The 12,858-nt window shown below is 69.6% G+C and carries 10 protein-coding genes and 1 pseudogene; 8 read left to right on the top strand and 3 right to left on the bottom strand.

Going from position 1 to position 12,858, the window contains the following annotated elements:
- From ACRX5S_RS30600 to ACRX5S_RS30585, 4 genes and pseudogenes are all read left to right on the top strand, one after another.
- A partial coding sequence (locus tag ACRX5S_RS30600) for an SDR family NAD(P)-dependent oxidoreductase (RefSeq protein WP_436776397.1) occupies positions 1 to 704 on the top strand: 704 nt, incomplete at its 5' end.
- An 82-nt stretch (positions 705 to 786) separates the two neighbouring features.
- A pseudogene (locus ACRX5S_RS30595) lies at positions 787 to 1,048 on the top strand (IS1380 family transposase); the annotation flags it as partial.
- A 134-nt stretch (positions 1,049 to 1,182) separates the two neighbouring features.
- Entirely contained in the window at positions 1,183 to 1,479 is a 297-nt protein-coding gene (locus ACRX5S_RS30590; RefSeq protein WP_436776396.1) for a Tn3 family transposase, read from the top strand.
- A 39-nt stretch (positions 1,480 to 1,518) separates the two neighbouring features.
- A complete protein-coding gene (locus ACRX5S_RS30585; protein WP_436776395.1) occupies positions 1,519 to 1,896 on the top strand; it encodes a hypothetical protein in 378 nt (125 codons plus the stop codon).
- Here ACRX5S_RS30585 and ACRX5S_RS30580 read toward each other — a convergent pair.
- Positions 1,838 to 5,551 carry an nSTAND1 domain-containing NTPase gene (locus tag ACRX5S_RS30580; protein WP_436776472.1) on the bottom strand — a complete coding sequence of 1,238 codons (3,714 nt, stop codon included), beginning with the start codon at positions 5,549 to 5,551 and terminating at the stop codon, positions 1,838 to 1,840. The genes ACRX5S_RS30585 and ACRX5S_RS30580 overlap by 59 nt on opposite strands.
- Before the next feature lie 1,086 nt (positions 5,552 to 6,637).
- Between ACRX5S_RS30580 and ACRX5S_RS30575 the strand changes: the two genes are divergently transcribed.
- Together ACRX5S_RS30575 and ACRX5S_RS30570 are read left to right on the top strand one after the other, a co-directional pair.
- On the top strand, positions 6,638 to 6,904 hold the full coding sequence (locus tag ACRX5S_RS30575; protein ID WP_436776394.1) for a hypothetical protein: 267 nt from the start codon (positions 6,638 to 6,640) through the stop codon (positions 6,902 to 6,904).
- Positions 6,905 to 6,906: 2 nt separating this feature from the next.
- Positions 6,907 to 7,281 carry a toxin Doc gene (locus ACRX5S_RS30570; RefSeq protein WP_436776393.1) on the top strand — a complete coding sequence of 125 codons (375 nt, stop codon included), beginning with the start codon at positions 6,907 to 6,909 and terminating at the stop codon, positions 7,279 to 7,281.
- A gap of 241 nt (positions 7,282 to 7,522) precedes the next feature.
- On the opposite strand, the gene ACRX5S_RS30565 is transcribed toward ACRX5S_RS30570, so the two are convergent.
- Both ACRX5S_RS30565 and ACRX5S_RS30560 read right to left on the bottom strand, forming a co-directional pair.
- Positions 7,523 to 8,257, bottom strand: coding sequence for a helix-turn-helix domain-containing protein (locus tag ACRX5S_RS30565; protein ID WP_436776392.1), 735 nt, complete (start codon positions 8,255 to 8,257; stop codon positions 7,523 to 7,525).
- A 1,502-nt stretch (positions 8,258 to 9,759) separates the two neighbouring features.
- Positions 9,760 to 10,665, bottom strand: a complete 906-nt coding sequence (locus ACRX5S_RS30560) for a DUF4394 domain-containing protein (RefSeq protein ID WP_436776391.1) — start codon at positions 10,663 to 10,665, stop codon at positions 9,760 to 9,762.
- Between the two features lie 526 nt (positions 10,666 to 11,191).
- On the opposite strand from ACRX5S_RS30560, the gene ACRX5S_RS30555 reads away from it, so the two are divergent.
- Complete coding sequence (locus ACRX5S_RS30555; protein WP_436776390.1) at positions 11,192 to 11,986, top strand: ferritin-like domain-containing protein; 795 nt, start codon at positions 11,192 to 11,194, stop codon at positions 11,984 to 11,986.
- Complete coding sequence (locus ACRX5S_RS30550; RefSeq protein WP_436776389.1) at positions 11,986 to 12,810, top strand: ferritin-like domain-containing protein; 825 nt, start codon at positions 11,986 to 11,988, stop codon at positions 12,808 to 12,810. Before ACRX5S_RS30555 ends, ACRX5S_RS30550 begins: the two co-directional genes overlap by 1 nt.
- Positions 12,811 to 12,858: the final 48 nt, after the last annotated feature.

The raw sequence follows: 12,858 nt of genomic DNA, 5'->3' as shown, positions 1-12,858 counted from the left end.
CCCACGCTGTCGACGTCAAGCCGGTGGCCTGCAACCTGAGCAGCCTCGCGGAACTGCGTTCCTTCGCCGCAGCGTTCGCCGCCGCCGAGGAACGCTTGGACGTCCTGGTCAACAACGCCGGCGTCATGCCCAGCGAACGCACCTTCACCGTCGACGGCGTTGAACTCGGCTTCGCCACCCACGTGCTGGCCCCGTGGGTGCTCACCGCGCAGCTACGCCCCCTGCTGGCTGCCGCAGCACCCTCTCGGATCGTCAACGTCACCTCCGGCGGCCAATACGCCGTCGGACTCCGCCCCGGCGACCCCGAGTCGTGCACCGACCGATACAGCCCGAAAAAGTTCTACGCCAGGACCAAGCGCGCACAGGTTGTCCTCACCCAGGAATGGGCTCAACGCCTCAAATCCGAAGGCATCCACGTACACGCGATGCACCCCGGCTGGGCCGACACAGAAGGCGTCCGCACCTGGATGCCCGTCTTCCGCACCGTCACCCGCCCCGTCATCCGCGACGCCGCACAGGGCGCCGACACCATCGTGTGGCTGGGCCGCGCCCCCCAAGGCGCGCAGACCAGCGGCCTGTTGTGGCACGACCGCGCTCCCAGGCCCGCCACCTACCTGTTCGGCGCCCGACCGGACAGCACCGAAGCACGCCGCGAATTGTGGAACTACGTCACCGCACTTGCCGACACCCGCGTCGTTGACTGAGACAACTGTCGGCATGCATGCGAACGTGCTCTGGCACCGGTGGATGTGACGCCCCGCCTCGGTGTGAACCCCTGCCGTCGAACGCAACGGCGCCTGGGTCGCCGAACTGACCAGCGGCGTGCTGGACAGCTGGCCGGCCGGGATGCGGCTGACCGTGCGGAAGGAACGCCCCCGGCGCGCAGTTGCGGTTCACCGACATCAACGGCAATTGCATCACCGGGTTCGCCACCGACACCCGCGACCGGCCGATCGCCGCGCTCGAACTGCTGCACGGGCTGCGGGCCCGCGCCCAGGACCGCATCCGCGCCGCCCGCAACACCGGCCTGCGCAACCTACCCCTTCACCACGTCCTCCTCGGAATGGCAGGGGTTCCCCACGCGCGGCAAGTCGATCAACAGCACACGAAAGGTAGGGAGATCACCTCAGCAGGTTCGGCCAACCACTCAGCACGAGGTGGGGAATTCAGGTAGCGCGCATCATGCCTACCGAACGCGAGGCGCACTACGTGCTGGACGAGATCCTCGGCAACGCCACCAACCTGCCGATCACGGAGCACGCGACCGATAATCACGGCGTGACTCTGGTCAACCTTGCGCTGTTCGATCCGGTGGGCAAGCAGCTCTCCCCGCGCAGCCGCGACTTGGGCGGGATCACGCTATACCGGATGGGCGCGAAAGCGGCCTACCGGGCCCGGGTCCCCAAGGCCAGGCCGCTGTTGACCCGCCGCGCCGACCTGGACCTGATGGTCGAGCACTGGGACGACCTGCTCAGGTAGGCCGCGTCACTGAAGTTCGGCACGCCACCGCAGTATCTGATGGCCGGCAAGCTGCGTGCCGCCTCGCGGCAGAACGCGCCGGCCGCGGCGCTGAAGGAGTACGGTGCGCTGCGGCGCACCGGACGGGCGATCGACGACGAGGTCCTCGCGCGCATCTCCCCGGCCTGCTCGGAGTCGGTCAACTTCCACGGCACCATTGCGGTCGACTACGACCGCGAACTCGCCCAGCTCGACGGCACCGGGCACCGGCTGTTGCGCGGCGGCCTTGCCCCCGTGCTGGAGACCCCCGCCGACGGGGGCGGCCGCACGGTTTGGCGCCGAGCACACCTGTACGCCCTCCCCTCGGGAGGAGGGGATTTCAGCAGACCTGCTGGAAGGGCAAATCGGACAGGTAGCGCTTCCACTCGTCGGGGGTGAGAGATCGCCCGGCTATCTGGCAGACCGCGGCGCCGAGGTCTGCGGGGAGGCCGACGTCCCAGAACCGCACCGAGTTGTCCTCGGCGGATGCGGCGAGGGTCCTTCCGTCAGGGCTGAAGGCGACTTGCTGCCCGTGGGGGAAGCTGCCTTCAGGGGTTGCGTTCCCCAGGTATATCGATCCTTCTTGTTCGTCGTCGCCCGCGCCTGAGACCTGGTGGCCGAGGCGCTGTCGGGTCGTCAGGTCCCACAGCCAGACCGTTCCTCCCAGCGCGCCGGACGCCAGCGTCATGCCGTCGGGGCTGAACGCCACGGAGGTGACCCAGTTGACGTGCCCGGTCAGGAGGCTGCTGATCGGCTGCCGGGATTGCACATCCCACAGCGCGATGGTCGTGTCCTGGCTGCCGGACGCCAGCGTCGTGCCGTCGGGGCTGAAGGCGAGGGAGGCGATCTGGTCGTTCTGGTTCTTGAGCGGGCCGCCGTGCGGGCGGCCGAGGGCTGTATTCCAGATCTGGATGACGGCGTCGTTGCGTCCGGAGGCGAGGAGGTTCCCGTCCGGGCTGAACACCACGGACCGGACCGCGCTCGCGCGGTCGCCGAGCGGAGGGAGCACGGGCTTTCCGGTCGTGGTCTCCCACAGTCGTACGGTGCCGTCCTTGCCGCCCGAAGCGAGGAGGCCGCCCTTCGGACTGAACGCCACCGTGTACACCTCGCTGTCGTGGCCGGTCAGCGTCCCTGCCGGGACGAGCGGACCTGCGGTGGGCCCTCGCGGGTTCACCTTCCACAGCCGCACGGTGCGGTCGTTGCCCGCCGTGGCGAGCAGGGATCCGTCCGGGCTGAAGGCGATCGCGTTCACGGCCGTGTCGTCCGCCTGGACGGGGGTGCCGATGTCGGTGTGGTCCCGTACATCCCACAGCCGTGCCGTGCCGTCGTTGGCGCTGGCGGCAAGGATCGTCCCGTCCGGGCTGAACGCGGCGTCGGTGACCTCTTCCGCCGGGCCGGTGAGTGCGTCACCGATCTGTCCCCGGGATCTCACATCCCACAGCCGTACGGTGCTGTCGGTGCTGGCGCTGACCAGTGTGCGCCCGTCGCGGCTGAACTCCAGGGAATTGGCTTCATTCTCATGGCCGGTGAGCGGATTGCCGAGCCGCTTCTGGGTGCGCGTGCTCCACAGCACGACGGTGCCTTCGACGTCCCCGGTGGCCAGGACGGTGCCGTCCGGGCTGAACGCCAGCGATGACGCCCGGTTGAGCGCTGTGCGGTCGGTGATCTGCATGGGCTGACCGATCGGCTGGTTGCTGGCGACATCCCACAGGACGACCCCTTTCCCGTACTGGGAGAGAGCCAACGTGTTTCCGTCAGGGCTGAACGCCAGGGCACCGGAACTCTCCATCGGTCCGTCGAACCTCCTCTCGGGAGGGAGAGCCCCCGGCGGCCCTGAAACGTCCCAAAGGCGTACCGAACGCTCGGGTTCCGCGCGTTCCCCCAGGAAGATGGTGCTGACCGCCAAGGTCCGCCGGTCCGGGGCGAAGTCCACATCCATGATCAAAGAATCCGGACTCGGGTAATGGATGTCCGGGAAGGCGGGCTTGCCCTGGTCGATGTCCCATACCTGGACCGTGCCGTCGGTGAACCCGACGGCGAGGAGTTTGCCGTCCGCGCTGAACCGCATGGCGGTGACGCCGTCCTTATGGCCTTTGAGTGGTTCGCGTGCGAGCGTTCGCGTCTTGGTGTTCCACAAGCGTGTGGTTCCGTCGTCGTCGCCGATGGCAAGGATGTCCGACACTGGACTGAACGCCGCCTCGATGAAGTGGGATTCGTCGTCGCTGCTGCGGTCGATGAGTGGTTCCCCGAGCTTCTGCCTGTCCCGCACGTCCCACAGCTGGACGCGGTCGTCGAAGTCCCTGACGGCGAGGGTGCTGCCATCCGGGCTGAACTGAGCGGTCTCCGCGAATGCGCCGATCTGGAAGACGCCCCGTAGGGGGTCGCTGACCATGTCGATCACTCGGGCGCGGCTGTCCGGGCCGGGGGCGAGGTGCCACGCGGTGGCGGCGAGGACCGCCGGCAGCGTGGGGTCTGCGGTGGGCAGTTTGCTTTGGGCGATCAGTTGTCGGGCGAGGGCGAGGTTGCGTTGGTCGCGTGCTTGACCGCGCTGGTCTTGCGCTGTTTGCGCGAACTGGTAGGCGACGCCGGTGAGGACCAGTGCGGTGGCGAGCAGCACGGCCAGTGTGGTGACGGCGAGTCGGCGCACGCGGCGCAGGCGTGTGCTGGCCCGTCGGCTGTCGGCGAGGAACGCGCGCATGGTGCCGGTCAGTGCATGGCGGTCCGGATCGGTTTGCCACCGTTCCAGCGCCGGTTGGACGGCCAACAGTCTGTCGCCCGGCCACAGATACGACCCGGCTCGGCCGTGGTGGGACCATTCCTCGGCGCTGTCCGCCAACTGGATGTACAGCGCGTGGTCGGTCGGGCTTTCGTCCAGCCAGCCGCGCAGGCGATCCCACGCGGTCAGCAATGCCTCGTGCGCGATCTCGACGGTGTCCTGCCCCACCACCAGGAGCCGCTTCGCCGCGAACCTCTCCACCACCGCCCGTGCGGCCGCAGTCTCGAGAAGCTCGCTCGGCCGCGCGGGCCTCCGAACCCACCGGCCGTCGCGGGTTCGCATGGTCAGCAGGCCGAAGACGTACCGCGCGGCGGACGGCTGGCCCTTGTCCTCGGCGAGGCTGCCGTACGCCTCTTCCGCGCTCTGTTGGATTGCGCGCCGGACCCCGCCGGACCGCCCGTACCCGTGGACGGTCAGCCGACGGGCATCGCGGTCCTTGTTCTCCCAGGTGACGCGCAGTGCCTCGGACAGCAAAGGAAGCGCGCCTGTCCCTGGAGCGCCGTCATCCCGCCCGGAAGGCAGATCGCCGAGGATGGTGTCGACCAGCCCGGACTCGACCTTGAGGCCCGCGCGTTCTGCCGGGCCTGTGATCGCCAGGCGGAGATCCGCCTGGCTCATCGGTCCCACGGTGAACACGCCCGCGCGCATGGAGGACCCGAGCTCGTCGTGGGCGGCACACGAGTCGAGGAAGTCGCTGCGGACGACGGCGACGACCAGCGCCGCCGGGGTACCGTCCTGGCCGCACGGCTCTGTCGCCATCGCAGACAACGCCGCGACGAAGGCGTCACGCTGCCCTCCGGCGGCCTCCGACAGGGTGAACGCCTGTTCAAACTGATCGACGACCAGGACAAGGCGTGCGCTGGCCCCACCCGTCGCAGCTGCCCCCACCGTCGTGTCGGCCGCCTCGGCGAGCAGGTCCCGGACGACCGAATGCGCCCCTCCCGGCGCTTCACGCAGCCTGTGCCGGACGGAGTCGGCGCTGCTCCGTGGAGACAGGGCAGCCAGCACACGGGCGAGTTCGTCGAGGGGCTGCGCGGTCGGACGCATTACGCGGAACGGCCAGGCACCACAACCGTTGCCCAGTCGGCCGTCCTGGATGTCCGCATACAGTCCGGCATTCACCAGCGAGGACTTCCCGACCCCGGACGGGCCCACCACCAGAGCGATCCCCGCATCCCGCCGTCCCTGCACCGGCCCGGCCAGGAATTCCAGCAGCTGATCCCTGAGCAATCCCCGTCCGTAGAACACCTCGTGCTGGTCCGAGTGAAACGGCACCATCCCCGGATAGGGGCAGGCATCCTGCCACCGACCGTCCCGTTCGGTCTCGGGCGAAGAACCTCTGGCATCGCTCAGCCACCCGCGCCAAAGGCTCTCGTCCAGCAGCTCACGGTGGGCAGCGCGCTCGGCAGCGGCGACGTGGTCCCGGCAACGCTCCAACAGCACGCGGACCAACGCTTCGAACGGCGCGTCCGTCTTCGGCAGATTGTTCGCTCTCCTCCAGTCGCTGATGCGCCGGTCCGACACCTGGGCATCGATGTTCTTCTTCTTCAACAGAACGTTGGTCCGTCGCGCCGCGGTCCCGGCCGTCAGGCCGCTGAGCCTCAGCAGGGCGTCCAGCTGTGCTGCCAGATGGCGTCTGGGAGGCAGGTCCGGCACGAATGCGACCCCGTTACACGAGTAGGGATTCCGGTCCGGACCGGACCGGAATATGTCTATCGGTCCTATGACCTGCGGAAACGCTGGCGTGATCGCAGCCAGGCGACGACACGGTCCACGTCGGGTTGCCTACTGGTGGGGTACCGAACCAACCGATTCAGAGTAGAGGAGCAGTACGTGTCCGCCGCCATCCTCACTGTCGTGGGCACCATCGGCCTGCTGATCACGGCCGCCACCGCGCTGCCCCACGCAGCCACACAGTTCATCAAGGCCTGCATCCCCCTACGGACCGCCTGGGCAGAACTCCGTGCGGCCCGGACCCGCCGCGATCGACGCGCGGACCAAAACCACTCCCGACCGTCGGCCGGGGACCCGAACCCCACCGCCGACGAGTCCGGACAGCGTCCGAATGGTTCTTGCTGAACCGCGAGCAGCCGAACACCATAACCGACACTACGAGGTGGACAACGCCGCCACCAAGACCTTTGGCCGCATTGGGAATTCAGGCAGCACAAGCGCGCACGAACATCCCGTTGCGACGCTGTGGTAGCCGACAACCGGCACCGAGCGGGAGTGTCTAATCAACGGCGGATCTGATGATCAAGGAGACGCCAGAGATGGCGACCGAGACGAACTCCGAGCAGGCGGTTGGTGAGCCGTCGGAAGCCGCTGTGTCGGACGAGCAATTGATCGCGATGCTGGTCGACCGTGCCCGTTCGGAGGGTCTGCGACTCGAACGACGAGCTTGCCGCGCTCCGGGCCGCGGCCCAGGACCGGGGGATGACCTTGAAGGCGTACGTCCGCGAGGTCGTCGACGGGGACCTCGCGGCCCGCCGGGCGCAGGCGCGGGCCGCGGAGGTGTTCCGGTCGTTCGTGGCCGAGAACGCGGCCGCGTTCGACGAGGCGTTCCCGCACGACGCGCCTACCGGTTCCGGCGGCCGCCATACCGGGCACACCGGGCGCGGGGCCGCCTGACCGTGGATCTGCACGTTGACATCCGCTGGCTTCTGGAGCGCCAGGCGGAGGTGCTGCCCGGCGGGGAGCTCGCGGTGCGGGACTACTCGGCGCTGGTGGCCGCGGTGGCGCGGCACCGGGTGAAAACCCCGCGGCTGGGCGAGGACGCCGACGCGGCCTGGTGCGCGGGAGCGCTGCTGCACACCGTGGTGCGGCTGCGGCCGCTGCCGGCGCGGAACGTGTTGTTCGGATGCGGTGTGGCGGTGGCGTACGTGGACGCCACCGGGCAGGCGGTCGACCCGCCCTACGGCGAACTCGTCGACCTCGCCCGGGGGATCGGCGGCGACACCGTCGACGTCTTCGACACCGCCCGGCGACTGCGCGCCTGGCGGATCTGACCGGCCTGGCGGGCTACCGAACGACGCCATCGCCCCGGCGCGCTGCACAGCGGTGTGTGCGGGGGCGTCTTCACCGATCGCATCCGTCGCCGCCGAGGGCACCGCGACCTTCTTGGGCGTACGACCTCGGCACCGTCGTCTTCGCCGCTCCGCGGCGGCATCAGATGGTGTGCTGGTCCGACGTCATCATGCAGTCCGGCAAGGCCTTCGCCTCAGCGGGTGCCTTACCGGACCGGCGGCGTTACCCGGCTGACAGATGGTCGGAACGGTGTGCGCGTTTGCGGACTTCATGCGGCGTTGCTCCGTAGCAATCGCGGAACATTCGGCTGAAGTCGTTGGCTCGCAAACCCCAGCGCGTGGCGATCTCGCCGATCGAGTGTTGCCGTAGCGAAGGGTCGGCCAGGTCGGTGTGGCAGCGTTCCAATCGTCGCCGCCGGATTGTCACGGCTACCGTCTCCGGTTCGCCGCGGAAGAGTGCGTGCAGGGTGCGCAAGGAGATGTGGTGGTGGGCGGCGATCGTGGTCGGCCGCAGGTCGGGGTCGCTCAGGTGGCAGTCGATGAACGCATGCACACGGGCCAGCAGAACCCTTTTGCGAGTGGCATCCGGCACGACGTCGTGAGCGCCGAGGCCGCCGGCCAGCACGGTCGCGGCCAGGTCCACGGCAATCACCCCGAGACGCGCCACGCCGGCCGGGGCGCTGCCGCGTGCGGCGGCGGGGAGTTGGGTGAGGTAGGAGGTGAGCAGCAGGCCCGGTCCGCTACGGGTCGGCAGAGGTTCGCCGAGCCACCTGTCGGCGCGTCCTCCGGCCAGGGGGAACGTGGCGCGCGGCAGACGGATCAACGTCAGCCGGTTCTGTCGGCCGGTGTCCACGAACTCGCAGTCCACCGGGTGCGAGGTGGAGAACAACGCCATCCCCCCGGCCTCCACACACGCGGTACGGCGGTGCTGCGTCAGCCGGATCGGGGCACCGCGCACCAGCACCAGACAGTGGCACTCCGGATCCTGCCGGCGGACCCTGGGCGGCGGAGCGGCGGGACGTCATCGGCGAGAAGCGGAACGCGGTCACCTGGGTGTCCGGCGTGTCCACGGCTTCGGCATAACCGCGGAACGTCGCCGCGTGCGGACTGGTGTTGCACACCGGCATGACCTGCCCGCGGACCAACTCCGTCCACCAGCCGAATCGTTCCCGCTCCGGCACCGTCTCGGTAGTTACTACGGATAGCGCGGACCCCTCGGACCCTCGCCGCAACGATCCCTCGTCGACCAACATCCCGGAATCATCCCGAAGGCACCGCGCAACCGGAAGAGTCATGCCCTGGTGTGCCATCCGGTCCGTCTTTCCGCCCGGCTGCCCTTCCGACGTGCACAAACCGCCCGCAGAACACCACTCGTCCCACCCTGACGGTGTTGCCTCGGCGACCGGCGTATTCGGGCGTGCGCTGGATGCAGATGGTTCATGCGCTGTGTGCTGGTGCCCGGTGGGCGCTGCCATGGACACACTGAGCCGCTGCCACTCACGGCGGTGCGCCCAAAGGCCGGCGCTCCACACCTGTGGTGTCCCGGGACGGGGGTGGCCAATGAGCGGGCCTCGCCGCAACAACGTTGGGAGGCCGCCGCGTTCATCCCCGCATGCCCGGTTTCACTGCGGCGAGCCCGTCGACCCGGCAGGTCTACTGCTCGCGGACCTGCCGCGACCAGGCCGCCGAACTCAGGCCGCCGGTCGCCCGCACCTGCAACGGCTGCGGCGAGCAGTTCGACGCCCCCAGGACGAAGCGGCGCCTCTACTGCTCGACCGAATGCCGGCATGCAGCCCGGCAGGACCCGGCCGCGTTGGAGGAACGTGTTTGCCTGAGCTGCCACGGCACCTTCCGGGCCTGGGCAAGCGTCCGCCAGGTCTACTGCACCGTCGAGTGCCGCAGGCGGGCCGAGCGTCAGCGAGACCACAACCGCGAAGAAGACCGGGCACGCCGACTCGGCGAACCCGGGCCGCCGAACCGGCCGTCCGCCGAACCCGCACGCACCACACCGATGCGCCAACAGCCCTTCTCCCGGGACCCGTTGGAGCCCGCAGCCACGCGCGACTGCCCGCACTGTCACCAGCCGATCACCATCGTCGCGCTGCCGGCCACCCCTGAAGCCGCCCGTCCCAGCGACGTCGGCCGGGTCCCCGACATCGTTCCCATCCGCCGGATCCCCTGGGCAGGGGACGGCCCGCCGACCACACGGTCGGCGGGCCGTCGGCATCGAGACCATCGGAATGCCTTGCGACGGGACCGCCTTGGCGCCGGGCACACGCGTCAGCGGTCATGTGGTCCATCACACCGAACACAACCACCAGGTCCGGGTCCGACTCATTCCGTCAGAGGGCGTGGACTGACAGCCGCACCGCCGCCTGCGAACGGGAGGATCACGGCGGCTGCGCCAGGACGAAGGTCTTCCAGAGACTGAACGATGCTCGCCCGTTTGACCTGTTCGCGTCAGTTGTCCGCGAGGGGCAGGGCGACGTCGAAGACCTGGTGGTCGCCGGGGAACGCGCCCACATGCTGCGCGGATCCGTTGAGCAGGTTCACGGTGTAGAAGCCGTAGCCGTTGCTGGTGCGCAGGGCGGCGTAGCCCTGGTTGGTGCCGTCGGCGGGCGAGTAGTAGACGTCGAAGCCGGCGCTGGGGCCCGCGTCCACGCCCAGGTTGCCGGTCGGGGCGAGGTTGCCCGCGTTCGCCGGGGACTGGATGGACACGCGGTCGTTGGCGGTGTCGATGTCGAACAGCGTGGTGGCGGTGGCCGGGTTGAGGTCGTTGTTGGTGTAGCCGGCGCCGGTCACCTCCATCGCGGTGGACGGCGGCATGGTGGGGTTGGTCAGGGTGCCGTCGTTGGCGGTGGTCCCGGTCGGCTCGGCGACGTTGTGCCGCAGGTTTTGTCCGGTGTCGCTGATGACGCGCAGCCGGTCGGCGGCGGGGTTGAAGTCGACCCCGAAGTGCGTGCCGCTCAGGGCGATACTGAGCTGGGAGACCTTGGCGGCGACCGCCGCCGTGTCGACGGTGTAGATCCCGCCGGCGTCGCCGATGCCGTACAGCTTGCCGTCCTGGACCCGGAAATCGATCCCGACCAGCCTGCTGTCCCCGGCCAGCCCGGTGACCTTGCCGACCGGCTTGACGTGGCCGGGCTCGCGGGTGTCGAACGCCACCAGGCACTGGTCCTCGGTCAACCCGACGACCCGCAGGCCGGTGTGGCCGGTGCGGTGGCCTCCGCCCTTTCCGGCCTTGCACTCGTTGTCTTCGGCATTCCTGCCGACACCTCCACCGACGTCTCCGCCGGCCCAGGCGACGGTGGGAATCGACGCGGCGAGCGCCGCGGCCGCAGCCGCGGCCATCACTGTTTTCCGCATGGTCTCTCCAGAGAGTGAGGGGTCCAGTCGCACCGGACCGCAAACCGACCATAAGCGGATAAAAAGTGTGTACACGCAATGGAGTTGCCGCCGAACGGCAGCGCGACGCGCCTCACCGCGTCGCCGCGAGGCAACCAAACTGTGGTCCTTCGAGGAGGAGCCGCTGATCAGAACCGGCACCGTCACGGTCGCCGCGATCTGGCCGCATCGTCGAACACGCGGTCCCGCGTCACCTCTTCGAGCGACCCCCAGCCAGCGCCGACCCACGCCCGCGGCCTGACGACGCCGTGTCCCCGATCGCCCCCCGAGACCGTCCTGCTCGATCCGGTGTCGGCGCGGACGGGCGTTGGGCTTTCCGGCGGCGGCCAGCTGGCGGCATGCGGAACGTGCGCGCACTCGGACGACGCCGTGCCACCCGCACGGGTGAAGACCGATCTTCTTTCGAAGCCGACCAATCCGCGCGGGGTGCAGGGGCGAAGCCCAGATACCGGCCCGCATCCGGCGGGCGGAATGAGAAGGAGCCGTGGTGGCAGAGCCCATCGACACCCGGCTGTTGGCGGAACTCACCGAGCAGTCCGAGGACCTCCACAGCGACGCGACGCGGATCACCCGCACCTCACTCGACGAATACGGCGATGCCACCACGGAAGCGGCAGGCGGATACGCCAAACGCCGTTGGTGGCGCCCCGGCCTGCTCGGGGGCGCGGCCGCGGGCGCGGTGCTGCTGGGAACCGGCCGTGCGGCGGCGAGCGCGGCCGAGGACGTGATGGCGTTGCAGACCGCCGCGTCGCTGGAGAACCTGGCGGTCAACGTCTACACGACCGCCGCCGGGCTGCCGTTCATTCAGGGCGGCAACAAGGTCGTCGTCGCGTTCATCGAGAAGACGACGGCGCAGCACAAGGCGCACGCCCAGGCGTTCAACGCTGCGGCGGTCAAGGCCGGCGGCAAGGAGCAGGCCGGCCCGGACCCGAAGTACGCCGCGATCGTGCAGCAGACCCTCCCGACGATCAAGGGCCCGGCCGACGTCGTGAAGCTCGCGATCACGCTGGAGGACATCGCCGCCCAGACGTACACCAAGAACGTCTCCCAGGTGTCCGACCCTGCGCTGCGACGTCTGTTCGGTTCCGTGGCCCCTGTGGAGGCGCAGCACAAGGCGGTCCTCCTCGCGGTGCAGGCGCTGCTCGCCGGCAACCTGGCCGACCAGATCAAGCTGCCGCCGGACGCCGCCGCGCTGCCCGCCGCGGCGGGTTCGGTCGGTTTCCCCGACGCCTTCTACCCGACCATTGACGCCTCCCCGATCGACGAAGGGGCCGTGAAGTGATGCGCGAACAAAGGCAGTTCGACGGCACCGAGGCAGAACTTTCCGCGCTGACCCGCGAGGTTGACGAGGCACATCGCGCCACGCTGCCGACCATGTACGCGGCGGCCGCCGAACTCGGGGCCCAAACACGCGAGAACCCGCACAGCACCGGCCACAGGCTGCCCGACGCGGGATTGGACCGGCGGCGGTTCCTGCGCGGCCTGGGCGTGGTCGGCCTGTCCGCGTTCGCGCTCGCCGCGTGCTCCGACGACAACGGCTCGTCGGGCAAGTCGTCGCCGTCCGCGCCGGGACAGGCCGCGCCCGCCCCGTCCGGCGGCACCTACACCGGCGACCTCCTGGTCGTCGCGCTGGCAACTGCCCTGGAGAACCAGGCGGTCGGCGCGTACCAGGCGGCGATCGACGCTGCCGGAGCAGGCAGGCTCGGCACCGTCCCCCCGACCGTTGCGAACTTCGCGACGACCGCGATGGCCCAGCACGCGGACCACGCCAAGGTGTGGAACAACGTCCTCACCCAGGCGGGCAAGCCCCCCATCACCGGCGTGCCGCTCAAGAGCCAGGCGGCGGTCACCGACGCGATCGCCAAGGTCACCGACGTCCCCGGGGTCGCCAGGCTGGCCCTCCAACTCGAGGAGCAGGCCGCGCAGACCTACCTCTTCGCCCAGTTCAACGTCACCACGCCCGCCGGGATCGAGACCGCCGCGACCATCGCCCCGGTCGAGGCGATGCACGCCGCGATCCTGCGCTACCTGCTCGGCGAATACCCCGTGGCCGACGACTTCCTGCCGGTGGACAAGGCCGCCAAACCCGACGACCTGACCGTCTGACCGTCAGGACCGCAAGCGCCGCCCGGGACGGGGCCGCAGGCCCCGTCC

It is taken from the genome of Yinghuangia sp. YIM S09857, assembly GCF_051388915.1.
GTDB lineage: Bacteria > Actinomycetota > Actinomycetes > Streptomycetales > Streptomycetaceae > Yinghuangia.
The sequence above is the reverse complement of the archived record's forward strand: the minus strand, read 5'-3'. Positions and strand labels throughout refer to the sequence as shown.

Excerpts from the sequence above, each read along its gene's own strand:
- ACRX5S_RS30585 (WP_436776395.1), top strand. The coding sequence starts at position 1,519 with ATGGCCGGCAAGCTGCGTGCCGCCTCGCGGCAGAACGCGCCGGCCGCG.
- ACRX5S_RS30550 (WP_436776389.1), top strand. The coding sequence starts at position 11,986 with ATGCGCGAACAAAGGCAGTTCGACGGCACCGAGGCAGAACTTTCCGCG.
- ACRX5S_RS30590 (WP_436776396.1), top strand. The coding sequence starts at position 1,183 with ATGCCTACCGAACGCGAGGCGCACTACGTGCTGGACGAGATCCTCGGC.
- ACRX5S_RS30580 (WP_436776472.1), bottom strand. The coding sequence starts at position 5,551 with ATGGTGCCGTTTCACTCGGACCAGCACGAGGTGTTCTACGGACGGGGA.
- ACRX5S_RS30560 (WP_436776391.1), bottom strand. The coding sequence starts at position 10,665 with ATGCGGAAAACAGTGATGGCCGCGGCTGCGGCCGCGGCGCTCGCCGCG.